Genomic DNA, 24,256 nt, shown 5'->3' with positions numbered 1-24,256 from the left:
ACTTTACCTCCATTTTCTTATTTACACTAGTCCCGCAATTTTTAAGATATAAAGCCAGCCCGTTAATGTAAATATGCTCATAATAGTCGTAACCATAACCGTTCCAGAAGTTACCGATCCGTTATGCCCCATTCCTCTTGCCATTGTAAATGAAGTTGGAGTTGTAGGACTCCCAAGCATTCCAAGCACTGCAACCAACTTTTCATCTTTAAATCCCAATTTTACTGCTATTGGTAAAAATATTGCAGTAAGTATTAATAATTTGAATGAAGATGAAGCTAGTACAATTTTTATTTTAGAAAAAACTTCTTTTACATCAAAACTCGCTCCAAGTGCAAGTAATCCAAGTGGAGTTGCTGCAGCTGAAAATGTTGAAATTGACTTTTTCATAATAACAGGCTGTGGAATTTTTAGCATTGCCCAAATCATTCCAGCCAAAATACCTAATATTAATGGATTTTTCATAACTCCCTTTAATGTATTTTTCAAAACTATTCTATTTAACTTGCCCTGTTCTGGACGAAGCAGCATTAAAATTACAACTGAAGCCACATTATACAAAGGAACTGCTCCAATTACCATAAGTGCTACAACTTTAGCCTCTCCATACACATTCTGCACAAAAGCATAAGCAAGTAAAGCTGCACTGCTTCTAAAGCTGGCCTGAATAAATTCTCCACGAATTGACCTGTCCTTCAAAAAAATTGATGAAATACACATTATTAAAATTGAAAGAAATGTTGTAAAAAAGCAAAATAATAAATATTTCAAATCCCAAATTGCCGAAAAATTAGATAATGACAATTCTTTAAATAAAAGGACAGGCAAAAGAGCCAAAAATACAAATCTATTCATTTTATCCGCAAATTCCAAATCTATAACTCCAGTTTTTCTAAAAATATATCCAATTATCATCAGTAAAAATACTGGCATTGTTGCATTTAAGCAAAATATTAATTCTTTCATTTTCCTCCTTTATAAAATTTTATTTTTTATAATTTTGTCAATAACTCCGCCACCAAGACAAACTTCCTTATCATAAGCAACTACAATTTGCCCCAATGTTACAGCCTTTTGTGGCTCATCAAATACGACTTCATATTCATTTTCATTTAATTTATTAATTACAGCCTTTGTATCTTTTTGTCTATATCTAAATTTTACAGTACATTCTAATGGAAATTGCACTTCATTTATAAAATTAAAATCCGTTGCAATCAATCCTTTTGAATAAAGTACTGAATTGTCGCCTTGTGTTACAATAAGTTCATTTCTTTCTAAATCCTTGTCAACAACAAACCAAGGCTCTCCAGTTCCTTCCTTCGTATTCCCAATACCAATTCCTTTTCTTTGTCCAATTGTGTAATACATAAGCCCGTTATGATGTCCTAACACTTTTCCTTGTGTATTTACAATATTTCCACCCTTTGCAGGCAAGTATTGTGATAAAAACTTATTAAAATCACGTTCCCCAATAAAGCAAATTCCTGTACTGTCTTTTTTCTTAGCCGTTGCTAATTTATATTTTTCAGCAATTTCACGAATTTTTGGCTTTGTATATTCTCCCAATGGAAATAATACTTTTTCAAGCTGTTCCTGATTTAACTGACAAAGGAAATATGTCTGATCCTTATTATCATCAACTCCTCTTAACATAGTCGACTTAATTTTACCATTTTTTTCTTCATGAATAATTCTTGCGTAATGCCCTGTCGCCACATAATCAGCTCCAAGTTTTATTGCATAATCTAGAAATGCACGAAACTTAATTTCTTTATTACACATAACATCTGGATTAGGCGTTCTTCCTCTTTTATATTCATTAAGAAAATAAGTAAAAACTTTATCCCAATATTCCTTTACAAAATTTACTGAATAATAAGGTATTTCCAATTGCTCTGCCACAGCAATTACATCCTTATAATCCTCTTCTGCCATACAAACCCCATTTTCATCCTTTTCTTCCCAATTTTTCATAAATACGCCAATTACATCGTATCCTTGTTCTTTTAGTAAAATCGCCGCAACAGAAGAATCCACTCCACCTGACATTCCTAATACAACTCTTTTTCTTTTTTCCATAAAAAGTTCTTCTCCTTCCCTCTTTTCATAATTCTTTGACTTCTTTCACTATTAATCACTTTATAAAAATAAGTATACCACAATATCCATTAACAGACAAGAAAATATATTTGAATAATTATTTCCTTAACTTTTTAGCACAAGATTAACTACATAATCAATCACTTTAATAAATAAAAAAACGGAAATTAATTATAAGTTTCAAAACAAATTCCGCTTTTTACTTTCTAAATCAGACTTTTTTAAAATTTACTTATTCAAAAAAATCTAAATTTATTTTATTTTCTCTATAATCTCCTGAACATTAGATACTTTTACATCTTCACTAATTCCAGTTTCCCCTTTCACTTCACCAAATCCCCATTTGCAGTAAACAATATCAATCCCGGCATTTTTAGCAGTATTTACATCCACAAGCATATCTCCAACAAATAATATTCTATCTTTTGGGACATTCAAATTTTGTGCCATTCTATCAACATTATAAGGATTCGGCTTGTTTGGATATTCCTTTTCATTTGAGCCAAATATTCCATCAAATTTCCATTTGGATAATTTTTTATCAACAGCAGATAAGGCTGTTTCGTGATCCTTATTTGTTACAATTCCTTTTTTTATATTATTTTCTGTCAAAAAATCAAGCAATTCAGGTATTCCTTCATAAGGCTCAACACCGTAGTCAAAGTAAATATCATAATATTTTCTTATAACTTTTTCCATTTCCTCATTCGTTATATCCTCATATTTTTCTTTTCCCAAAATATTCCGTGCAAGCCCTGAAACTCCGCCACCAACAAATTTTACACATTCATTAGCAGAATATTGTTTTTTCCCAAGTTCTTCCATCGCTGAATTTACAGTCTTTGTAATAGATTTTGACGTATCCATAAGTGTCCCATCTAAATCAAATATAACTAAATCATATTTCATAAATTTTTATTCACTCCTTCCCCAATTTGCTTTATTTTTTTACGCTTCAGGCTCAATAACATTCCCATCATCATCAATGGGATTTCCATTATCATCCACTCTAACAATCTTAATACTATCCAAATGCCCTCTCACACTTTCCTTAAATTTTTCAATATACATTTTTCTATATTTTTCACGCTCTTTCTTCTCTTCCTCCGTCAACTCTCTCTCACGTGCTAATTTTGAAAATTCATTTATTTTTTTTATAATGTCTTCCATTTTTAAATCTTCCTTTCTAAAAATATTACTTTATATTTCTAATTTCCATCTTAATTTTATCTAAAATATGGCATAACATATTAAAGTAAAATTCTATTGTGCTTAAGCCCTTAATGTTGGGCTTATTTTTTTATCTTTTTTCTATTACAAAAATTTCATAATCCAAAAAGTATATAACAATATTATTATACTGTATTGACTATAATTTATCAACACTTTTCAAAAAATATTTCTTCCCAATTTATATATTCTATAAATTTCTAAAACAAAAAATCACAGTTAATCTTAATAACCATATAACCGTGATTTTTATTTAAAGAAATTTTTTACTTATTATTCTATCTTATTATTTTTTAAAATACCGAAACAGCATATCCTACAAATGCAATATATGATGTGAACTACTCACGACTAAAAGCCGAGAGCTTCATAAGATAACTGAAAAAGTAAGTTATCTTCTAAGAAGTTTGATTTTAAAATCCTTATTCTTTTTGGCTAGTCCACAATAGCCACTACTAGATAAGACATTATGTCTACACTGCTACTTTTTATCTGTATATTATATTTTAAACTCAAATATATTATACTCTAAAATTAGTAATATTGCAAATTTTAAAGCAACATTTTCAATGTTGGTGTTATTCATCTCATGGCTAAAGCCACGAGTGTTCTAACACACTTAATAAAAATTCACAAATTTTAACTAAAATATTTTTTATTTTCTTTATTTCACACTTCCAAATAAATCATTCAAAGCCTCACTCATTGTTGGATGAGTAAATATCATATCTTTTAAGAATGTATATTTTTGTTCAGCTTTCATAGCCGCTGCAACAATGTTTATTATTTCGTGGGAAGTGTTGCATAATAAAGTACATCCCAGTATTTTATCTGTTTTTACATCTACAACTGCTTTAAGCAGTCCATCTGTTACACCTTCTATTTTTGCTTTTGGAATTGCCATTGCTTCAAGTCTTCCTGTTTTTACTTCGTATCCTTTGGCAATTGCTTCGCTTTCAGTCATTCCAACTCTTGATAATGGTGGATTTACAAATACGCTGTATGGAATTACATTTCTGTCGTTTACTGTTCTGTTTCCTCCACTATAAAGACTATCCCTTATTATTCTAAAGTCATCAAGAGAAATATATGTAAATTGAAGTCCGCCTTTCACATCTCCCATTGCCCAAATATTATCAGCTGTTGTTTTCAATGTTTCATCAACTACAACCGCACCTTTTTCATCAGTTTTTACTCCTGCTGCTTCTAAATTAAGTCCTTCTGTATTAGGTTTTCTTCCGATTGCCACAAGAATTGCGTCTGATTCAATTTCAATCTTACTTGCACCTTGTGAAATTTGTACATATCCTTTTCCATTTTTATCAATAATTTCCTCAATTTTTGATTCTAATAAAAATTTGATTCCTTTTGCCTCAAATATAGCCTTTGCCCTATCAGCAATTTCTTCATCTTCTCTAGGCATAAGTCTTTTTGCTAAATCAATTACTGTAACTTCTGACCCAAAATCAGCATACATCGAAGCAAATTCCAGTCCAATGTACCCCGCTCCCAAAATAGTCAATTTTTTAGGAAGTTCCTTTAGTTCCATAATCGAAGTGCTTGTATATACATGATTACTTTCTTTAAGCCCTTTTATACCAGGAATTATTGTAGTCGAACCTGTATTTATAAATATCTTTTCCCCTTCAATCTGAACATTTTCCCCATTGCTTTCAATATTAACTACATTTTTTGAAGCAAAACTTCCAAATCCATCATAAATATCAATATTTTCCTTTGTAGCCAGCATTTCATAATTTTTTCCACGTAACGCACCAATTAATGTATTTTTATTACTTATACTTTCTGTATAAAATTTCTCCTTTTCCTCAATACCGCTTAATCCTTTATTTTTAAGAACTTTTGTACTGTCAACAAGTTTTTTTGTAGGAATACACCCAATATTTATACAAGTCCCTCCATACATCTTGTCCGATTTCTCAATCAAAGCCACATTCTGACCTTTCCCAGCCAAAAATCCTGCCAAAGTTTTTCCACCTTTTCCAAATCCAATTATTACTGCATCATATTTTTTCATCTTTTTCATCCTTTCCATTTTATACAATTATAATTACATAATTGTATTTATTATAAAATTAATTTTTATATTATAAGAGTACCACATTTTTTATAAAAAAACAAGAGTATTTGTGTTTACAAATTTTATTATTTTTTAATTTCTATTCCATTAATATTTTTTGCTTTTCTTTTGCTTTTCTATCTATACTATATTTTATTTAATTATATTTATTATAAACATTCACATCCGATAATTTTTTTAATTAACATATTTAAATTATTATTTCATAATGAAGGACATTCTTTAATTATACATATAAAAAAGACTGAAGAAAATCCAGTCCTTACTTAAATACTTACTATATTAATTTCCTATCCTATTTTACTATTAAGAAATTCTATAACCTTATTTCTTCCATTAAGTACAAATTTATGCTTAAATCCATCTTTTGTTACAATACTTATACCATTTGGTGCTATAAGTAATGTATTTCTTTTTTGTATTTCAGCTATGTCAGAATATTTTATTTCTGTTTCGCCTCTTTGAATATTAAATACATGTGACTTAAAAATCAATTTATCTCCATAAAAATGAATTTTTCCTCCTACAGCTTCTATTCCTCTAAAATAATTAGCCATTATACTTTGTCCTGTAAAATCTTTCATTCTATCATCTCCTTAAATTTTCTATCATTTTACATCTAATCTCTCTATAAGCTATTATAACTTGCAGACACTGCTATATAATGATACCTTTATTAATTAATAACTATTTTTATTATCTATTTAATTATAGAACATTAACACAATACTTTAGAATATATTAAAAAAATTAATTATTATTGTATAATTATAATACATTCATTAGATTAAAATAAAATGAAAACTTCTTATTTTCAATCAAATTTAAGACTTTAGTCATTTTTTATCACTTAATTCTCAAGGTACATTCTATATAGCAATCAAATAATATTTCTCCTTTTAATTTAGGATTTACCAGATAATAACTTTCAGAATAATAATAAATTATTTTCAGATTTTTTTCCAAAGTTTTATAGCATATCCAAACTCTTTTAATATTAAACTATAAGGTTAAATAAATTTATATTTATAGACAAAAATGGACTGAAAAAAATCAAGCCCTTTTTTATCATTCATTATATTTTTTTATTTATATGACCGGAGTTATTAAAAAGTTCTTGTTTTATAATATTATAAAATATAAAACTTATTAAATTTCCTGCTTCAAATTTTTCATCTTATCAAGATCCCGTATTAACAGTTCAGTGTCAATCTGATTTCCTATAAAAACTGCATTGTTTTCTGAACTATCCTCCAAAATTGTAATATTATAATTTGTATCTACCACATCAAAGTGCATATTATAATCATTGCCTTTAAATACGCCTTTTGCTCTGTTTATATCCCCGTAAAAGTCTGAAATCATCTTATCTAGAAAAGACACGAGAATGGCGGGATTATCAGCATATGAATTTTTATAAGTAACATTCTGCATTTTATTTTTAACATCTATTAAATCTAAATTTTCTATTTTTACAAGTTCTCCGCTAAAAAGCACATTCCAGTAATCCATATTTTGATTATGATAATCATTTATAAAAATATTGGCATTAGGATTGATTAATTTTATATCGTTGTAAATTAGCTGCAACTCTTCATCTGTCATATTTTCAATTTTTGAAAGCTGTATGTGTGCCGCCATCTTAACTTGATCCATAAATACTTCAACATATTTGTTTTTATATTTAAAATATGTTGTAGCATCAATTATTGTTATTGGTGGAAATACTTTTATTCTGTCATAGTCAGCATTTGTAACATTTTTTAAAATATTGCTCAAAATGGCTATTCCTGATGGTTCGACTATTAAAAAATCAGGATTTAAAGTATTATCAATTACAAGAAGTGAAGATATAAAATCTGCCTTTGTACTGCAACAGGCACATCCGCTTGTAAGTTCCCATACGTTTAATTCTACATTTCCATTTTTCTGGTTATTTTCTTTTATCTCTTCAGTATTATTTCTCAAGATTTCAGCATCAATATTCACATCTCCAAATTCATTTTCAAAAATGACATATTCTCTTTTTGTGCTTCTAATCATCTCTTTAATAAATGTTGTTTTTCCTGCTCCAAGAAAACCCGAAATAACAAGTATTTTCAACTTTTTCACCTTTTTTCTTTTGGCTTTTTTATTCATTTATTTTTTGTGAAGTCATATAAACTACTGGTTTTATTACTCCATCAGCTTTTGTTCTCATAAGTTCCAGTGCCTTTTCAACATTTTCAAAACCTTCAAATCTATGAGTAATCAAAAGGCTTGGATCTAATTTTCCAAATTCAATTAATCTTGCCAATTTTTCAAGTCTTAATCTTCCACCTGGCATAAGTCCTCCAAAAATTTGTTTGTGTCCCATTCCAGCTCCCCATTCAACTCTAGGTATCTGTATAAATTCCCCACTTCCTAAATAATTTACATTTCCTATACGTCCACCTGGTTTCAATGCTTTTATAGCAGTAGCAAACACTCTTTGATCTCCTCCAGCAATTAACACTCTATCTACACCTTTTCCATCTGTCAATTCCATAATTTGTTCATCTGCAGGTGCTTTTTTAAAGTCAACAATATCTGTAGCACCATACGCTTTTGCGATTGGTACAACTTGTTCTCTTGAATCCACAGCAATTATTCTTCCAGCTCCTTTTAATGCAGCTGCTGCAACTCCCATAAGTCCCACAGGTCCCAATCCAAATACTGCAACAACATCACCGAATTGAATATCAGCAAGTTCTGCACTATGAAATCCAGTAGGTACCATATCACTTAACATACATGCTGTTCCATAATCCATGCCTTTTGGAATTAATGCTAAATTACCATCTGCATCATTAACGTGAAAATATTCTCCAAAAACACCATCTTTCACATTTGAAAATTTCCATCCAGCAAGCATTCCTCCACCATGCATTGGATATCCTGCCTGAGCCTCTACCGAATTCCAATCTGGAGTTATCGCTGCAACTAATATTCTATCTCCAACTTTAAAATCTTTAACTAATTCCCCAACTTCAACTATTTCTCCACAAGCTTCATGTCCCAAGACCATATCATGTCTTTCTCCAACTCCACCTTCATAAACAGTATGTATATCTGAAGTGCATGGTGCAAGTGCAAGTGGTTTTATAATTGCATCTGTCGGTCCGCACTTAGGTCTATCTTTTGTAATCCATCCAACTTCTCCTATTCTTTTCATTACAAATGCTTTCATTTTTTCTCCCATTTTGAAAACCTCCTAAATTAACAATTATCTAATTTTTTCTTAATAGGAGTATAGCCTATAAATTAAAAAAATGCAAATCTTATTACAAACTTTTTATGCTTTTTTTTTCATAATTCCCATTATTCATAATGATTTGCACAAGCAATAACTACTATACTTGTTTCTGTCAGTTTATATATAAACCTGTGCTTATCTGTAATTCTTCTGCTCCAGTATCCACTCAGTTCATGCTTTAAAGGCTCGGGCTTTCCTATTCCTTCATTGCCATTCCTTTTGATGTCTTTTATTATTTCATTTATTTTTTTGACTATTTTTTTATCCTGTTTCTGCCATTGGACATATTCTTCCCAAGCCTCATTATTCCAAATCAGATTCATTATTCCACCTCAATTATATCATGTATTTGTACATTTCCCGCCTCTACTTCTTCTTTTCTTTTTAACAGTTCATTATAATATTTCTTATTTGACATGATATAAAGATTTTCCATCAAATTGTTATATTCCTCTTCACTCATCAGTACCACATTTTTGTCGTTTTTTCTTGTTATAATGACTGTTTCATAATCATCAGTTGCCTTATCACAATATTTTTTTAAATTATTTCTCACATTTGAATAATTTGTAGCTATCATACTAATCACCTCTACTTATTGTACAATATTTTTGGCAAAAAATCTACATGTTTTATATCATTTTTTATTTCTAAAGTCAGTTTACATTACAATAAATTCTTTTATTCTAAATCCACCATAATATTCTGTTCTAAACTAAATAAAAAAATTTGAAAACCTTTACCAAATGTAGTAAAATACTCATAAGATATGATTTTTTACCGTACCAATATGATGGCTTAAAACTGGGATTTTTTCTCAGTTTTCTTGTTACAAAAAATATTTTTCTCTTTTTTTAGAGATAAATTTATCAGATTTAAAAATTTTGGAAAGGAAGGAAAAATGGAAAAAACGAAAGCAATAAATGAACGAAAAACTAAATTTGGTACAGAACCTGTTGGAAAATTATTGATTTCACTTGCGGTTCCTGCTATCATTGCTAACTTGGTTAATGCTCTTTACAATGTTGTGGATCAGATTTTTATTGGGCAAAAAATCGGGTTTCTTGGGAATGCGGCTACGAATGTGGCTTTTCCGATTACGACGATTTGTCTTGCGATTGGGCTTATGACTGGAGTTGGAGCTGCGACTAATTTTAATTTGGAATTGGGAAGAAAGCGTCCAAAAAGGGCAAAAAGTGTAACTGGTACTGCAGCTACAATGTTACTTTTAAGTGGTGTTATTTTATGCATACTCATTAATATTTTTTTAAAACCAATGTTAACAGCCTTTGGGGCTACTGATCAAATTTTTAATTATGCGATTGAATATACTCAAATTACATCTCTTGGGATACCATTTTTATTATTCTCGATAGGAGCAAATCCTATGGTTAGAGCTGATGGAAATGCCTTTTATTCAATGCTTGCGATCGTTATTGGAGCTATTACAAATACAATTCTTGATCCGCTGTTTATGTTTGGATTTAATATGGGAATGGACGGTGCTGCTTGGGCAACTGTAATTGGGCAATTTATCTCGGCAGTTATGCTAGGATTGTATTTTTTTAGATTTAAAAGTGTAAAATTTGAATTGAAGGATTTTAAGATAAAAATACGAGAAATTTGGATTTTGTTTATGTTGGGAACATCGCCTTTGATTTTCCAATGTTCCGCACTAATTGTTCAAATTGCAACAAATAATTTATTGAAAATTTATGGTGCGAAATCTATTTATGGAAGTGAAATTCCTATTGCCGTTGCTGGAATTGTTATGAAAATAAATGTCATATTTATAGCAATTTTATTGGGATTGACACAAGGAGCACAGCCTATTGCTGGATTTAATTATGGAGCAAAAAAATATGCAAGAGTTCGAGAAATTTTAAAATTATCTCTAAAAGTGGCTTTTATTATTTCTTTAGTGGCATTTGCAATCGCCGAACTTTTCCCTGTTCAAATAATTTCTGTCTTCGGTAACGGAAGCAAACTCTACTTTCAATACGGAACAAAATATATGCGAGTATTTTTATTCTTCGTATTCCTAAACGGTATTCAAGGTGCTATTACAATGTTTTTAACATCAATTGGAAGGGCCTCAAAAGGAGCATTTTTGTCACTTGTAAGACAAATTATATCACTTTTACCACTACTAATAATTTTACCACATTTTATGGGTATTGATGGAATTATGTTCGCATTCCCAATAGCAGATTTCATAGCTTTTGTTGTATCTGTGATTGTTTTGAAAGGGGAAATGAAGAGTATTCCGAAAGTGAATGAAGATTATTAAAAAAGTCATAAGAATTTAAAAATATAAATTTTATTGATTAGAAAGCTATCTCATAAGGATTAATTTATGAAATAGCTTTTTTATTTTTTTTATTAGAATATAATTTGATTAATAAAAATTTATACTTTTAAATACGACAAAAATATTTACATCGGTTTCTTGTAGTTTTTTTAGTTTTTATAATACTTAGTTCCTCTTCCATTTCCGATAGTTACAATATATTTTTTCTCAACCAAAGATTTCAATAATTTCAAATTTTTGTCCTTTTTAAATCCTGTTATTTCTGTTATTTCTTTATTCGATAAAATATTTCCATCTTTTAATGTTTCAAATACAATTTTTTCATCTTTAGACAAAAATATTTTATTAAAAATTGTAAAAAGTGTGATTTTTATTGAGTTTTCATTAATTTCATAAATAGGTTTTGTGCTATAATTCCTGTAAATTTCATTTATTCTTCTTATTCCTGTTCCAAACATTTCTATATACTTCAATCTAAAAAAGACATTTCCTAAAATAGGATTTCTAAGTTGTGAAATTTGTCCGTTTAAATATTCTTTTTGAGTTATTCCCGAAGGTAATCCTCCTGGAGAAACAACTTCAATTCTATTCTCAAACATTGATATTCTTATATTTGAATTTATATCCCAAGTTCTATGAATTATCGCATTTGCAATCACTTCTCTGAAAGCTTTTTCTGGTATTAGTTCTTTTTCAATTCTTTCAAACCCCCGTATTTCTTCATACTTATAGTATCTTTCAAATACTTCTATAGTTTTATGAAATTGAGAAAAAATAGACATATTGACAAATGTATTTCGGTCAAGAATCTCATTTATATCCTTACCAAATCTCGCAATATCTATTCCTGAAAATGAATTCCTATCTGCTACAAGTGCCGCAGCATTATTATAACCTTCTTTATCATTATACAAATTCAATGTCTTAAGTAAATCTATAGAGAAATTTTCAATTCCAAGTTTTTCCTTTAATTCTTTTTTCAATACTTCAAATTTTAAATCTTGATCATTTGATCGTAACTCTTCAAAATATCTGTTCATCCCTTCCAAAGTAAGTCTATTCAATTCTAATCTGTCAACTTCAATAGTTGATGTATCATTTCTTTTATAGGCTTTTCCTTTGTATAAATACGGTTTATCAAGCCCTTCTTTAACTACAAGTGTTATCGTTTTATCCCTATTATTTTTTATAAAACTAAAATTAGGTTTTGGTACAATATTATCATTTATTTTATTTTCAAGATTTAAACATGTCTCATCCAAATCATCTATCCCTACAACTTTTCCATTATCATCAATTCCAAAAATTATCCTACCTGAACCATAATTAGCAAAAGCACTTACTGTTTTTAAAAAAGTATTTGTTATTATTAATTTTAATTCTAATTCTCTATTTTCTTTCATACCTTTAAATCCTCCTGAAAAAATTATACCATAATTTCGTCAAAAATGCGACAAAAAAAAATACGTCGGTTTTATAACGTATTTTAATATCTATTACTTCTCTTTCTGATACTGCGAAACCGTTTTCCCAGTCCATTTTTTAAATGCCCGATAAAATGATGAAAGTTCCGTATATCCAACCAGATAGGCTATTTCATCAATTGAAAGTTCCTTTTCTCCTTTTTGCCGCCTTATATTGTGCGGGAAGTACAATTCCAAGTAAAGTAATATAAACACTTATCATCATTGCAGGCGGATAAAATGTGCACGATATTATTAACCCTATAATTTTTATAATTGTATCAATACTTAACCATCTCATCCTTATTTTTAATGATTCCTGTGATTTCTCATCGTTTCTATTTGCTTTTCCTATCAAATGCCCAGAAATTATATTACAAAATGTAACAGCCAGAACTATTATCCCATAAAATCCTTGTGCTACACTACTGTTGTAATATGAAGTGACAAAAGAAGTCACATAAGGAAAAAACGAAGAAAAAAACAGTAAAACTACGTTTGTCCAGACAACTGCCGGTGTAATGTATTTTATTTTATGCCATTCATTATGCAGATTTACCCACATTGTTCCAAGCCAGAAAAATGAAAGCGTATATGCAAAAAAATTTACTCTTAAATTCCAAAGGGCTTTTAAAGTTGCTGTTTCAGGCTTTTTCAGCTCTAATATGAGAATTGTCATAATAATTGCAAGTACGGCATCCATAAAGGCTGCCAATCTTTCTTTATTCATAATCAAACTCCATTCCATGATTTTATAATAATAGTATAATTGTATCATAAATCAGTAGGAATTTCAATTTTCAGTTTTTCATATATAATCTCCTTCATTTTCTTATTTTTATTTCCTTATCTTTATATATAGTTATAATACTAAAATTTAAGATAAAAGTACAATACCGTCTACAAAATGTGCTATAATTAAAATGCATACTAGAAATAAAAATTATATGAGGTGATTTATATGATAGAATTGGAACAACTAAAACAGCTTATTGCGTTTGCAACATATGGAACATTATCAAAAGCTGCTGAAGAGTTGTATATTTCACAGCCTGCCCTTTCCCGTTCGATACAAAAGCTGGAAAAAAGTCTGGGAACAGAACTGTTTGACAGGAAAAAAATAAGATGGAATTAAATCAAAATGGAAAAACTGTTATCCAGTACGCAGAAAAAATATTGAATCTTGTAGATGAAATGGAAGAAAAAGTTAATAAAAATAATCTGGTTCAAAATAATTTTTCAATCGGTTCATGTGCTCCGGCTCCATTGTGGGATATGATTTCATTATTTGGAAGATTTTATCCTGAAAAATATATTCTTCATAAAATAGAAAATAATCTTCAGTTATTTGAAAAACTTAAAAATGACAGTTATCAGATGATTATTCTTTCTGAGCCTATTGATAATTCTGAATTTTTCTGCATAAAATACAAAACTGAACAATTATTTTTATCAGTTCCTCTAAGTCATCCACTGGCTAAAAAGAAGGAAATACATTTTTCAGATATTACAGATGACAGGATGCTCTTATTCAATCCAATAGGAATATGGAAGGATGTAGTTTTAGAAAAAATGCCTAATATGAACTTCCTTATCCAAAGTGACAGGATTATTTATCAGGAATTAGCTGAAATGCAAAATTTACTACATTTCCGTTCAAATTTCACACTTGAACGTGAAGATAATTTTAAAAATAATATTTCAATTCCGATTATTGATAAAGAAGCAAAAATGACATTTTACTGTATTTGTAAGAAAAATATAAAAAATGAAATAAAAAAAATATTTGATAGTTTTAGTAAAGATTCTTAAAAAATAAGAGGGAAGAGATTTCCCTCTTATTTTTATTATTTCCTTCCATTAAGCCATTTTACTATTTCCACATCATCATGATTTAAGAATAGACTTTCCTTTTTATCAAGTTCAGATATTTTCTCCATATCTTCACTGTTCAATTCAAAGTCAAATACATTAAAATTTTCTTCAATTCTTTCTTTTCTGACTGATTTTGGTATTACAACTACATCTCTTTGAATTAGCCATCTTAAAATTACCTGAGCCACAGATTTATTGTATTTTTTACCAATTTCAGATAAAATTTCATTTGTAAATATTCCATTTTTTCCTTCTGCAAAAGGTCCCCATGATTCTATTTGAACCCCATATTCCTTCATTATTTCATTTGCTTTAACCTGCTGATTGAAAGGATGTGTTTCCACCTGATTTACAGCTGGCACTACTTCATTATTCATAATAAAATCAACCAGTCTGTCAGGATAGAAGTTACTTACACCAATTGCTTTTATTTTCCCTTCCTTGTATAATTCCGTCATTGCTCTCCAAGCTCCATAAACATCATTAAATGGCTGATGTATCAGATATAAATCAATATATTCCAAATTCAATTTTTTTAAAGATGTCTCAAATGCTAATTTTGCCTTTTCATAATTTACATCACTTACCCATAATTTTGTTGTAACAAAAATTTCTTCCCTCGGTATACCGCTTCTTTTTATAGCTCTTCCCACTGCCTCTTCATTTCCGTATGCTGCAGCCGTATCAATTAATCTATATCCTGCCTTTAACGCATTGTAAACCGCTTCCTCACATTCTTTCATATCATCAATTTGAAATACTCCGAATCCTAATATTGGCATTTTTACTCCATTGTTTAAAGTTACGTATTTCATAATATTTCCTCCTAATTTTATATATAATTTTTTAATTACAGTTGTACTTTTAATTTTCTTGAACTTATTTTATCAATTTTTTCCTCTGAAGTCTAATATCAATTTTGCAAATTCACTATAACTAAAACACATACTATAAAATTATCCATCATAAATTGCAATATTAAATACAACATTCTTTTAACCTTGACAACAAAAATTTTTGAGCTACAATTATATTAGAGAAAAATAAAGAATTAAAAATTTTTTTATAATAAAAGGAAGTGACTTGTTATGGCAAACCGTATCGTTTTAAATGAAGTATCTTATCATGGATTTGGAGCAATTGAATATATTCCAAGTGAAGTGGAAAAAAATAAATTCAAAAAGGCTTTTATTTGTACAGATCCTGGATTAATTAAGGCTGGAGCAGCTAAAAAAATTACTGATGTGCTTGATAAAGCTAATTTGGAATATTTAATATTTTCTGATGTTCAACAAAACCCTACGATTGAAAATGTAAAAGCTGGGGTTGAAAAATTTAAAGAAAGTGGTGCAGATTATATTATTGCAATTGGTGGAGGTTCTGCTATGGATTGTGCCAAAGCTGTAGCAATTATTATAAATAATCCTGAATTTTCTGATGTACGAAGTCTCGAAGGAGTTGCAGATACAAAAAATAAATGCGTTCCAATAATCGCAGTTGCAACTACAGCTGGAACAGCTGCCGAAGTTACAATCAATTATGTTATAACAGATGTTGAAAAAAATAGAAAATTTGTCTGTGTTGACCCGCACGATATGCCAATAGTTGCAATAGTTGACCCAGGAATGATGATGACAATGCCAAAAGAATTGACAGCTGCAACTGGACTTGATGCACTAACTCACGCAATCGAAGGATTTACAACAAAAGCTGCTTGGGAAATGACAGACATGTTCCATTTAAAAGCAATTGAATTAATAGCAAAATATTTGAGAAAAGCTGTGGAAAATGATGAAGAAGCTAAAGAAAAAATGGCTCTTGCCTCATATTTAGCAGGAATGGGATTCTCAAATGTAGGACTTGGAATCGTACACTCAATGGCTCATCCTTTAGGAGCATTTTATGGAACTCCGCACGGTGTTGCAAACGCTATAATTTTACCAACTGTAATGGAATATAATGCTGAATATACAGGAGAAAAATTTAGAGAAATAGCAAAAGCTTTTGGAATAAACCATACTAAAAGAATGGCTCCCGAAGAATATAGAAAAGCAGCAATAGATGCTGTAAGACAATTGGCACACGATGTAAATATTCCTGAAAATTTAAAGGGGATAATGGACATAAAAGATTTGGATTTTATTGCCGAATCAGCTTTAAATGATGTCTGTACTGGTGGAAATCCACGTGATACAAACTTGGAAGAAATAAAAGAACTTTATAAAAAATTATTGTAATTTATCAAAAAACTCCATTCGTTTTAGAGTGGAGTTTTCTATTCATATTAATTCCAAATTTAAATATTTAATTTTCTCAAAATTCAAGTCTATTTACTAATTATACTAAGCCCTATTTGAATAACGAATACATTATAAATCTTTTTAGTAGATTAAACCTAATATTTACTTTCAAATAATTAAATAAATATTCGCTTTTTAAACGAAGAATAGTATTAGACAACTAATTTAACCATATCTTCAGAAGAATTAACTAAATACATTTTTTTATGAAAATTTAGATATGATGAAATGTGTAAATAAGATGCCTGCATCATATATTGTATTTTGAATTTATACAAAATTACGGACACTCTCTTAAAAAAAATTATCCTCTTCTTCCTCCTGAACCACTTCAAATCCCTTTTCATAAGAATATCCACAATTCACAATTACCAATTCCTCATAGTCATTTATTTTAACCTTTTCAATCTCATTCTTTTTACTTTTCTCCAGTTTTCTATATTCAAAATCAGGAATCGTTACTTTAAATTTATTCAATTCTCCCCTAGCTTCTATTTTCCTTATTCGCAATTTTTTCTTGTCGTCTTCTGATAATCCTTTCATTTTTTCTCTTAAAATCTCAATATTTCCATTTATTTCTTCAAAATTCTCTTCGTAAATTATTCTTGGAATCACATCATACGAAGCAATATTTCTAAATATTCTTTGAACTTCAGATTTCGTTTTTTCATACTCAACAACATACTCTTTTAAATATTTTATATTATCCGTCACTTTATTAAAATATTTTGTATCTTTTAAACTTTCATAAGAATAAACACTATTAATCAAATTTAATTTCTGAACTTCAGAAACAATTCCATCAACTTTTAATAGTACACTTTTAGATTTTTCATGAATTTCTTTATCTATAATAGCTTTCGATCCTTTAATTCCAGAACATTCTTTTGTAAAAACAAAGCAATTATATCCTTCATCAACTTTTTCCCTATTACGAAAACATCTTCCCATTCTCTGAAAAAGTCCATTCAAGTCCGATAATTCTGTAATCAAAATATCAAAATCTAAATCAAGAGAAGCTTCTAACACTTGAGTTCCAATCCAAACCCCATTTTCTTGAAATCCCTCTTTTTCTCTTTTGTTTTTAACATCTTCTCTAAATCTCTTTGGATTCGCAAACTCAGTGATTTCCTTTTCTTTATTTGTCCGATCTCTTTTTATAAATCTGCTATGTATCAAATTCAATTCCTCTTTCGGAATATCCAAATTTTCATAAATCTCTTTTGCTTTTTTAACTGTATTACAAATAATCAAAATTTTATTATTTCTATATTTTTCTTTTATAAACTCTGCATTTATACTTTCTTCCATCACTTTTAAACTATGTCGCTTCTTATCATTCGTAAACGGCTCTGTCGTAACAAATTTTACCCCTTCCTTTTCAAGCAAATAAGCAACAATCCCAGGAAGAGCCGCAGTCATTATCGCAAATTTCCCTCCAAAATCAGTAATATACTTCAATCCATAAATCAAATAAGCCAACAAATCAGCTGAATACATTTGAATTTCATCAATAACTACCTTAGAATAAGACAATGTCGCTACCTTCAACTCAAATCCTGGAGCTCTAAACACAAAATCAAATAATTGATCTATTGTACAAATCGTAAGCGGAAGCGAAAATTGCTTCGTTCTATTTATATATTCCGATAATTCTTCATTTTTTAGTAATTTATTTTCTTTAGAATTTTTTTCTGTATAATATTCTCTAAAATCAGAATGAAGCAAACCAATTCTTTTTTCTACATTTTCTCTTACAATATTTTTCACAATCCTATCATAAATTGCATTAATTGCCACTCTCAAAGGCAATGTAAAAAATCCCTTATTATTTCCTATCCAAAGTAACCCAGCCTCTGTTTTCCCATATCCTGTCTGTGCCACAACTACCACATTCTCATCTTTATGCTGTTTCATAAATTTCTGCAAAGCATTCCAATCATTTTTAGGATTATCCTTTCTCAACACATCTTCCAAAAATTTTTCCATCTCAATTTCTAAAAAATCATTTTTTTCTTCAATATTCGTATACGAACTTGCTGCGTAATCTATTTTATTTAACAATCCTTTTAACATGACATATTTCTTAAAAATTTTTTGATTTTCTGAATCTGAATATATTTGACTTCCAATTTCATAAAATAAAGAGCTTAATTCTTCTAATTTAACTTTACCATCTTTCCAATTGAAAATTACATTTTTTTTATTTTTATAATTTTTTGTGTTATCCAAATATTTGAAATACATATTTTCTAATTCTCTCAATTCATTTGAAAAATTTATACTAATTTCTTCATTCATAGAATTTATTTCATCTAACACATCACTTTCACTTATTTCCAATAAGTTTCTATCATGATGTAATGCTACAGAATGAGCTAGAATTTTTATTTCATCTTCATTAAAACCATGAAAATCTATTAAAATATCGTCATTAATAAATGCTGTACTCAATATTGCATGAGGAATCTCTTTTTTATCTATTTTTCCAAGCAATTTTTTTTGGAATCTTAAATTCATCTTTCCCAAATCATGATAGATACATGCAAGTAACAATAAATTTTTATCAACATTTATATCTGGATAAATTCTAAAAAGATTCTTAAAATTATTAATCAAATTTTCCGTATGAGCCTTTATTGTTTCACCATTAGATTTAGCTAAAAATTTACTTTTCATACTAATCTCCTAAAAAATATTTGTTTTATAATTCACAAAATACAATTTCTCCATCATCATCCACTGGAACTTCTTTTCTTTTAAATCCTTTTATATTTGAAGAATATAGAACTTCTTCTTTTTCCCATATTCTTATTGTTTTAGGATCAGTTTTTGTCCCAACACTATCAACACTATAATTTTTTGTTAATTCATATCTAGTTCCATATATCTTTATCCCTCTTTTCTTATCTCCAAAATTTACTAATTTTTTTTTGATAAAATTAATGGGAATATATGCAAATATTTCTTCATCGCTATTTAAATCTTTTTCAAGTTTTATTTCTTTTACATCAACAATTTTGACATTTTTAATCAAAACAATATCTTCCCTTCTGCCAAGACTTGGATACTCCTTTGGATATTTAAATGCTTTCAAAATAGTGTCAATAAACTCTTCTGACTGATCTTCTGGAATAATATGAATTGTCAAATTTACATCTACAAGAAGCTCTACCATTGCAGGTCCTTTAATCACATCATCAGAATTATTAAATTCGTGTCTAGTATACAAATCATTAACTTTTGAAAAATAATTTCCACAAATACTTATTTTCATTGGTTTATATTCCTTAAAATTACAAAGTGAATGAACCATGCCAATTACTGTAGAATACGGTGGTAAAGGATAACTTTCTTTTAATTGAAAACTTGTTGGAACTCTATAATTTACCATATTTTGATACAACCTCAACTTAATTGCCTTCATAGTTATTCATCAACTTTCTCTATATAATAATTATCAATCTTTTCTTTTAATTGTTTAAAAAATTCAGGGATATTTAGTACATTTATATTTTTCTCTTTTAATTTTACCTCGACTTCTGTATCATTTTCAAATTGTTCTTTCACAATTCCAGATATTGTGTCTTTTTCAATATAATCATAAATCCCACTACACAATTTATCAACTAAAATTTTATTATTTTTAACATCAACTATATTTTCAAAAAATGGATTTTTTATATCATACACTCCACCTATTACAAATAATGGTTTTAGATCTTCCCTTCTACCTTTAATATCTCTATAAAGTAATGAAATTATATCTAAAAGTTTCTTTACTCTTCTTTTTCTCTCTTTTTTATCTATACTAATTTTTTGATTTTCTTTTATTTTTACTTTTTTTCCTTTATCATTTACCGCTTCTCTTTCAATTTCTATTTCATCAGCTCCAATTCTATCTAAATCAATTGTAACTGTGTATTTATAATATGACTTATGCACCTCAGATTGTGCAATATCATTATATTCTGTTTTCTCTATATTTCCTTTGTTATATCTGTCTGCTAAACCTTTATTTGTTAAAAACTCTAGATCTCCTTTAAATGTTTCTAAAGAAATTGCATGTGATAATCTTACAACAGCTGATCTCGTAATGTTTTTTCCTGTTTTCATATATCCAAAAAAATCTAATTCAGGATAATCACTAATTAACGCTTCATCTTTAAATTGAAAAACACCTTTTTCTTTTGATACTGGTGCTTTTTTCTCTCCAAGCTGTTCTATTATATTGTATCTTATTGCTTGTCTTGAAATATAAGTATACTGCTCTCCTTTATTTCTTGATATTTTTTTCAATGTTGCAACATTTCCAATACTTTCTCCATAATTTGCACTTTCAGCTAGAAATATTATTGTCATTGTTAGTCCTTTTTTTTCCATTATTATTCATTCCCTTCATTTTGATTTTCTTTATTATCATCATTTAATAATCCCACTAAAAATGCATATCCTAAAGTTTTAAACTCATCTTCATTTTCTAATGCTCTTATAAAAAGTTTGTGAATCCCTTTTCCAATATAAGCATGTGCTGTTATTAAAATATCCATAAATAAATTCATATTATTTGTTCTTAATGCATTTTGCAATCTGTATTGCAATCCTCTTATCTTATTTTCATTATTGCTTTTTTCTACATATCTTTTTCTAAAATAATATGCATTATTTTTTATATCAGTTATATTTTTTAAAGTTAAAGCTTCTTCTACTTCTATTTTTTCCATTCTTCCTAGTCTCCTAATATTTTTAATATTTATTTCTAATAAATCGCATAAATCTTTACTATAAAAATTACATTTATATTTTTTATATGACATTTTTATATAACATATTTTATCTATTGTTGAATATAAATTTCTACTTTCTAAAATTATTTCTATTATTGTTCTATACAAATATTCTACAGTATCCCATTTAGGTTCATTTTTATCATTTAATAAAACATAGTACTTTTCAAAAAATCTATTTAATCTATCAAAATTTTGAAATATAAAAAATAATGTTTTTCTAGATAATATATTAAATCTATAAACTGGATAACTTTTACCTTTTATTTCTTTCCTTTCAAATGTTCGAATTACTTGAACATCTGCTATTTCATATTTTTTATCCTGACTTTGTAATTCAAATTCCTTAAAAATTGTTTTATATAGATTATTTTCACTAAACTTATCTTTCTCAAAAACATTATAAGAAATTGCATTATTTATTTTTTTTAAATTTTCAATATCATTATTAGCATTTACAAAAATACCTTTACCTTTTTGAATATATGTAAATCCTGCTGGTACACATGTATAAATTAAATAAACAAGAGGTGTTACATAAATATCGTTATAAAAATTCCAAACATTAGATAACTTCTCTGAAGGATTAAAAAAATCTCCTAAGAACTGTATAGTCTTTAAATACCTTTTATTCTTATCATCCTTTTTTTTAGTGGGTATCGGTAACGGTTCATTAGAAATAAAACATTTCAATTTAAATACTTCATTATTTTCATTACTTTCCTTAATATAATTTACTACATCTTTTATAAAATAATCTCTATAAACTTTATAATTATCACCAACATCAATTTTATTTTTTCGTTTTATAGCTAAATTAGCTTTATCTAAAAATGCAATTCCTTCCCATCCATATCTTATTATATCTTTCACATCTTCAACTTCAAAGTATTTTTTTTGTTTTCCATCTTCGCCATATATATTTTGTTTGCAATATTTTAATATTCTTTTTATTAAATTGAAATTATTTCTTATTTCTTCAATAGTAAAGTTTTTATTTAATTTTTTTATTTTCCCTTCTAATTCAAGAATATTCTTTTCAAAATCTTTTCCAATCAAAGAATATATTGTTCTATATTTTTTAGGATTAGAAAAAGCATTTTTTACCATTACTATTTTTTTATTGATATTCTTTCTAAATTCTTCATTCAAATCATTAACATCTAGATCAAAATCATCAATATACTCCTCAAACTCCAAAATTTTTCCATAAGTTAAAGTTTTCCCATATCTTTTTATAAAAAAATCAAAATATTTATATTCAAAATCTTCTAAAAGTTCCAACAACTCTTCTTTTGAAAATTTCAAACATCTATTTTGATCATCAATAAATTTTCTTATTTTTTCTTCTCCATCCGATGTTTCAAGTATATTAATAAATCCCAATAACCCTGCATTAAATAACCAATCTTTTAATTTTAATTCTATTTTCCCGTCACTCATTTCTCTTCCTTCTCGCACTAAATTATTTCAAGCATCCCAAATCCACTTCCAGTCACACTTCCAAGTCCTGCACTATAAATATAATCTAAAAGATAACTTTTTCCTTCAAATTTTATTGTTCCTACTGAAGCGTCAATAAGTATTCCCTTAAATTCTTTTTCTGAACTTTCCTTCTGAGCAGAACTTCTTTTGTCATAATGCTTAACAACTACTTTTTTAGTTTTACTCGCATCTATCACTAAATCTTCAATATCTTTTTCTACATATTCCCCCATTATTTCTTTCAATCTCAAATAAAGATTTCTTTTTATAATCACAGGAAACTCCTTATCATTTCCTACATAATACTTATCTTTCCCAGTTTCTCTATTATGATCCCTACAAACTACTGGTGACAATGTTTTTACATTCAATATATTATTTTTTACAAATTTTCTTTGAACAACTGAAATATTAGTAATTCTAACTTTAGTTTCATCTGATATTTTAAATTCTTTAAATCTAATACTAGAAAAAGCATTATAAATATTTAAACTATCTACATTATCAAAAATAGAAAAATTAATTATAAATCTTTTATCATTCTCATTTAAAAATAAAATTCGTTCTTTCTCAAACTTAATCGCATGAAAATAAACAGCCCAAGTATAATTTTTTTGCTTTGCTGAATCAAAAAGTTCTTCAAAAATCTCCCTATCATATTCTTTCAACCCAACTTTCAACATATGCAAAATTTTAACCCTAAAATTAACTGGAAATGTGTTTCCTTCAATTAATTCAACATTAATTCTAAATCTCATATTTTATTCACCCTTTTTTTTATTAATTTACAACTATCTATAAAAAAAATATATCACTACAATCCAAATTAAAATCCCATAAAACTTTTCTTTTCTAGTTGCTTCTTTCCAACCAATTCTAAACTTAAAATTTATTTTTGTATTTGCAAATCTCATTTTTAGAATTCCTTTCTTGTATTAATATTAGTATAACCCACACTTTAAATTTGTCAATACCAGTTTTTGATTTTTTAAACAAAGTGATATGATATCTATATTTATAATACAAAATGTTCTTATTAAATCTAGATGCAGTATGCGATATGTATTATATACATATATTTACAATACAAAATGTTCCTATTAAATTACTTCCTTCGGTATTCCGTTAGCCACAGTTCCAACATTTACAATACAAAATGTTCCTATTAAATGGAGATGTTTTTTTATTAACTTAGACCGCCAAGGCTATTTACAATACAAAATGTTCCTATTAAATAAGAGTGTACGTTGCTATTTGGAAAGCTATATTTAAATTTACAATACAAAATGTTCCTATTAAATAAGAGTGTACGTTGCTATTTGGAAAG

The 24,256-nt window shown here is 28.0% G+C and carries 23 protein-coding genes and 1 CRISPR repeat array; of the genes, 4 read left to right on the top strand and 19 right to left on the bottom strand.

Annotation, left to right across the window (positions count from 1 at the left end; translation table 11 throughout):
- Positions 1 to 21: 21 nt before the first annotated feature.
- The 10 genes from ACO409_RS04055 to ACO409_RS04010 all read right to left on the bottom strand — a co-directional run bounded on the left by ACO409_RS04055 (position 22) and on the right by ACO409_RS04010 (position 9,288).
- Positions 22 to 966: an AEC family transporter gene (locus ACO409_RS04055; RefSeq protein WP_485555079.1), complete on the bottom strand. Its 945-nt coding sequence runs from the start codon at positions 964 to 966 to the stop codon at positions 22 to 24.
- A gap of 9 nt (positions 967 to 975) precedes the next feature.
- Complete coding sequence (mnmA, locus tag ACO409_RS04050) at positions 976 to 2,082, bottom strand: tRNA 2-thiouridine(34) synthase MnmA (RefSeq protein ID WP_485555077.1); 1,107 nt, start codon at positions 2,080 to 2,082, stop codon at positions 976 to 978.
- A gap of 273 nt (positions 2,083 to 2,355) precedes the next feature.
- Positions 2,356 to 3,012, bottom strand: a complete 657-nt coding sequence (locus tag ACO409_RS04045) for an HAD family hydrolase (RefSeq protein ID WP_485555075.1) — start codon at positions 3,010 to 3,012, stop codon at positions 2,356 to 2,358.
- Positions 3,013 to 3,051: 39 nt separating this feature from the next.
- Positions 3,052 to 3,273, bottom strand: a complete 222-nt coding sequence (locus tag ACO409_RS04040; RefSeq protein WP_295686378.1) for a DUF896 domain-containing protein — start codon at positions 3,271 to 3,273, stop codon at positions 3,052 to 3,054.
- A gap of 724 nt (positions 3,274 to 3,997) precedes the next feature.
- Positions 3,998 to 5,371: an FAD-dependent oxidoreductase gene (locus ACO409_RS04035; protein ID WP_485555072.1), complete on the bottom strand. Its 1,374-nt coding sequence runs from the start codon at positions 5,369 to 5,371 to the stop codon at positions 3,998 to 4,000.
- 353 nt (positions 5,372 to 5,724) lie between these two features.
- Positions 5,725 to 6,018: a PH domain-containing protein gene (locus ACO409_RS04030; RefSeq protein ID WP_314395956.1), complete on the bottom strand. Its 294-nt coding sequence runs from the start codon at positions 6,016 to 6,018 to the stop codon at positions 5,725 to 5,727.
- A 565-nt stretch (positions 6,019 to 6,583) separates the two neighbouring features.
- Positions 6,584 to 7,546, bottom strand: a complete 963-nt coding sequence (locus tag ACO409_RS04025) for a GTP-binding protein (RefSeq protein WP_485555070.1) — start codon at positions 7,544 to 7,546, stop codon at positions 6,584 to 6,586.
- A 19-nt stretch (positions 7,547 to 7,565) separates the two neighbouring features.
- A complete protein-coding gene (locus ACO409_RS04020) occupies positions 7,566 to 8,654 on the bottom strand; it encodes an NAD(P)-dependent alcohol dehydrogenase (protein WP_485555068.1) in 1,089 nt (362 codons plus the stop codon).
- A gap of 119 nt (positions 8,655 to 8,773) precedes the next feature.
- Entirely contained in the window at positions 8,774 to 9,031 is a 258-nt protein-coding gene (locus tag ACO409_RS04015) for a Txe/YoeB family addiction module toxin (protein ID WP_485555066.1), read from the bottom strand.
- Positions 9,031 to 9,288: a type II toxin-antitoxin system Phd/YefM family antitoxin gene (locus ACO409_RS04010; protein ID WP_053393071.1), complete on the bottom strand. Its 258-nt coding sequence runs from the start codon at positions 9,286 to 9,288 to the stop codon at positions 9,031 to 9,033. The genes ACO409_RS04015 and ACO409_RS04010 overlap by 1 nt, the downstream gene beginning before the upstream one ends.
- A 321-nt stretch (positions 9,289 to 9,609) precedes the next feature.
- Between ACO409_RS04010 and ACO409_RS04005 the strand changes: the two genes are divergently transcribed.
- On the top strand, positions 9,610 to 10,998 hold the full coding sequence (locus ACO409_RS04005) for an MATE family efflux transporter (protein WP_485555063.1): 1,389 nt from the start codon (positions 9,610 to 9,612) through the stop codon (positions 10,996 to 10,998).
- A gap of 170 nt (positions 10,999 to 11,168) precedes the next feature.
- On the opposite strand, the gene ACO409_RS04000 is transcribed toward ACO409_RS04005, so the two are convergent.
- The 3 genes from ACO409_RS04000 to ACO409_RS03990 form a co-directional block, all read right to left on the bottom strand.
- The gene (locus ACO409_RS04000; RefSeq protein WP_485555061.1) at positions 11,169 to 12,422 is read right to left on the bottom strand and encodes an RNA-binding domain-containing protein; all 1,254 of its coding nucleotides are present in this window, start codon (positions 12,420 to 12,422) and stop codon (positions 11,169 to 11,171) included.
- A gap of 93 nt (positions 12,423 to 12,515) precedes the next feature.
- On the bottom strand, positions 12,516 to 12,698 hold the full coding sequence (locus ACO409_RS03995; RefSeq protein ID WP_485555059.1) for a helix-turn-helix domain-containing protein: 183 nt from the start codon (positions 12,696 to 12,698) through the stop codon (positions 12,516 to 12,518).
- Positions 12,619 to 13,212, bottom strand: coding sequence for a TMEM175 family protein (locus ACO409_RS03990; RefSeq protein WP_485555057.1), 594 nt, complete (start codon positions 13,210 to 13,212; stop codon positions 12,619 to 12,621). The genes ACO409_RS03995 and ACO409_RS03990 overlap by 80 nt, the downstream gene beginning before the upstream one ends.
- A gap of 231 nt (positions 13,213 to 13,443) precedes the next feature.
- On the opposite strand from ACO409_RS03990, the gene ACO409_RS03985 reads away from it, so the two are divergent.
- A complete protein-coding gene (locus ACO409_RS03985; protein WP_485555055.1) occupies positions 13,444 to 13,617 on the top strand; it encodes a LysR family transcriptional regulator in 174 nt (57 codons plus the stop codon).
- Positions 13,608 to 14,294 (top strand): LysR substrate-binding domain-containing protein, encoded by a 687-nt coding sequence (locus ACO409_RS03980; protein WP_485555053.1) that lies wholly within the window; start codon positions 13,608 to 13,610, stop codon positions 14,292 to 14,294. Before ACO409_RS03985 ends, ACO409_RS03980 begins: the two co-directional genes overlap by 10 nt.
- A 35-nt stretch (positions 14,295 to 14,329) precedes the next feature.
- Here the strand turns inward: ACO409_RS03980 and ACO409_RS03975 are convergent, their stop codons facing one another.
- Entirely contained in the window at positions 14,330 to 15,172 is an 843-nt protein-coding gene (locus tag ACO409_RS03975; RefSeq protein WP_485555051.1) for an aldo/keto reductase, read from the bottom strand.
- 273 nt (positions 15,173 to 15,445) lie between these two features.
- On the opposite strand from ACO409_RS03975, the gene fucO reads away from it, so the two are divergent.
- The gene (gene fucO / locus ACO409_RS03970) at positions 15,446 to 16,594 is read left to right on the top strand and encodes a lactaldehyde reductase (protein WP_315048358.1); all 1,149 of its coding nucleotides are present in this window, start codon (positions 15,446 to 15,448) and stop codon (positions 16,592 to 16,594) included.
- Between the two features lie 357 nt (positions 16,595 to 16,951).
- On the opposite strand, the gene cas3 is transcribed toward fucO, so the two are convergent.
- Genes cas3 through cas6 form a run of 5 tightly spaced genes read right to left on the bottom strand, consistent with a single transcriptional unit; the run spans position 16,952 to position 23,687 of the window.
- Positions 16,952 to 19,336 carry a CRISPR-associated helicase Cas3' gene (gene cas3, locus ACO409_RS03965; protein WP_485555049.1) on the bottom strand — a complete coding sequence of 795 codons (2,385 nt, stop codon included), beginning with the start codon at positions 19,334 to 19,336 and terminating at the stop codon, positions 16,952 to 16,954.
- 25 nt (positions 19,337 to 19,361) lie between these two features.
- A complete protein-coding gene (cas5b, locus tag ACO409_RS03960) occupies positions 19,362 to 20,084 on the bottom strand; it encodes a type I-B CRISPR-associated protein Cas5b (RefSeq protein WP_485555047.1) in 723 nt (240 codons plus the stop codon).
- Between the two features lie 2 nt (positions 20,085 to 20,086).
- The gene (cas7i, locus tag ACO409_RS03955; RefSeq protein WP_485555045.1) at positions 20,087 to 21,040 is read right to left on the bottom strand and encodes a type I-B CRISPR-associated protein Cas7/Cst2/DevR; all 954 of its coding nucleotides are present in this window, start codon (positions 21,038 to 21,040) and stop codon (positions 20,087 to 20,089) included.
- 2 nt (positions 21,041 to 21,042) lie between these two features.
- Entirely contained in the window at positions 21,043 to 22,887 is a 1,845-nt protein-coding gene (gene cas8a1, locus ACO409_RS03950) for a type I-B CRISPR-associated protein Cas8b1/Cst1 (protein WP_485555043.1), read from the bottom strand.
- Between the two features lie 17 nt (positions 22,888 to 22,904).
- Positions 22,905 to 23,687 carry a CRISPR-associated endoribonuclease Cas6 gene (gene cas6 / locus ACO409_RS03945; RefSeq protein ID WP_485555041.1) on the bottom strand — a complete coding sequence of 261 codons (783 nt, stop codon included), beginning with the start codon at positions 23,685 to 23,687 and terminating at the stop codon, positions 22,905 to 22,907.
- A 255-nt stretch (positions 23,688 to 23,942) separates the two neighbouring features.
- A CRISPR array of direct repeats spans positions 23,943 to 24,230; the repeat unit is 29 nt; unit sequence ATTTACAATACAAAATGTTCCTATTAAAT.
- Between the last annotated feature and the right edge of the window lie 26 nt (positions 24,231 to 24,256).

The sequence above is a fragment of the Leptotrichia sp. genome (assembly GCF_057270615.1).
Note: the sequence above shows the minus strand (reverse complement) of the source record. Positions and strands in the feature narration are given on the sequence as shown.

What these genes read in the sequence shown, in the direction of transcription:
- cas3 (WP_485555049.1), bottom strand. Translation starts at nt 19,336, where the DNA reads ATGAAAAGTAAATTTTTAGCTAAATCTAATGGTGAAACAATAAAGGCT.
- cas5b (WP_485555047.1), bottom strand. Translation starts at nt 20,084, where the DNA reads ATGAAGGCAATTAAGTTGAGGTTGTATCAAAATATGGTAAATTATAGA.
- ACO409_RS04005 (WP_485555063.1), top strand. Translation starts at nt 9,610, where the DNA reads ATGGAAAAAACGAAAGCAATAAATGAACGAAAAACTAAATTTGGTACA.
- ACO409_RS03985 (WP_485555055.1), top strand. Translation starts at nt 13,444, where the DNA reads ATGATAGAATTGGAACAACTAAAACAGCTTATTGCGTTTGCAACATAT.
- ACO409_RS03980 (WP_485555053.1), top strand. Translation starts at nt 13,608, where the DNA reads ATGGAATTAAATCAAAATGGAAAAACTGTTATCCAGTACGCAGAAAAA.
- cas8a1 (WP_485555043.1), bottom strand. Translation starts at nt 22,887, where the DNA reads ATGAGTGACGGGAAAATAGAATTAAAATTAAAAGATTGGTTATTTAAT.
- ACO409_RS04035 (WP_485555072.1), bottom strand. Translation starts at nt 5,371, where the DNA reads ATGAAAAAATATGATGCAGTAATAATTGGATTTGGAAAAGGTGGAAAA.
- ACO409_RS04040 (WP_295686378.1), bottom strand. Translation starts at nt 3,273, where the DNA reads ATGGAAGACATTATAAAAAAAATAAATGAATTTTCAAAATTAGCACGT.
- ACO409_RS04045 (WP_485555075.1), bottom strand. Translation starts at nt 3,012, where the DNA reads ATGAAATATGATTTAGTTATATTTGATTTAGATGGGACACTTATGGAT.
- mnmA (WP_485555077.1), bottom strand. Translation starts at nt 2,082, where the DNA reads ATGGAAAAAAGAAAAAGAGTTGTATTAGGAATGTCAGGTGGAGTGGAT.
- ACO409_RS04015 (WP_485555066.1), bottom strand. Translation starts at nt 9,031, where the DNA reads ATGAATCTGATTTGGAATAATGAGGCTTGGGAAGAATATGTCCAATGG.
- ACO409_RS04010 (WP_053393071.1), bottom strand. Translation starts at nt 9,288, where the DNA reads ATGATAGCTACAAATTATTCAAATGTGAGAAATAATTTAAAAAAATAT.
- ACO409_RS03975 (WP_485555051.1), bottom strand. Translation starts at nt 15,172, where the DNA reads ATGAAATACGTAACTTTAAACAATGGAGTAAAAATGCCAATATTAGGA.
- cas6 (WP_485555041.1), bottom strand. Translation starts at nt 23,687, where the DNA reads ATGAGATTTAGAATTAATGTTGAATTAATTGAAGGAAACACATTTCCA.
- ACO409_RS04020 (WP_485555068.1), bottom strand. Translation starts at nt 8,654, where the DNA reads ATGGGAGAAAAAATGAAAGCATTTGTAATGAAAAGAATAGGAGAAGTT.
- ACO409_RS04000 (WP_485555061.1), bottom strand. Translation starts at nt 12,422, where the DNA reads ATGAAAGAAAATAGAGAATTAGAATTAAAATTAATAATAACAAATACT.
- cas7i (WP_485555045.1), bottom strand. Translation starts at nt 21,040, where the DNA reads ATGGAAAAAAAAGGACTAACAATGACAATAATATTTCTAGCTGAAAGT.
- fucO (WP_315048358.1), top strand. Translation starts at nt 15,446, where the DNA reads ATGGCAAACCGTATCGTTTTAAATGAAGTATCTTATCATGGATTTGGA.
- ACO409_RS03990 (WP_485555057.1), bottom strand. Translation starts at nt 13,212, where the DNA reads ATGAATAAAGAAAGATTGGCAGCCTTTATGGATGCCGTACTTGCAATT.
- ACO409_RS04030 (WP_314395956.1), bottom strand. Translation starts at nt 6,018, where the DNA reads ATGAAAGATTTTACAGGACAAAGTATAATGGCTAATTATTTTAGAGGA.
- ACO409_RS04055 (WP_485555079.1), bottom strand. Translation starts at nt 966, where the DNA reads ATGAAAGAATTAATATTTTGCTTAAATGCAACAATGCCAGTATTTTTA.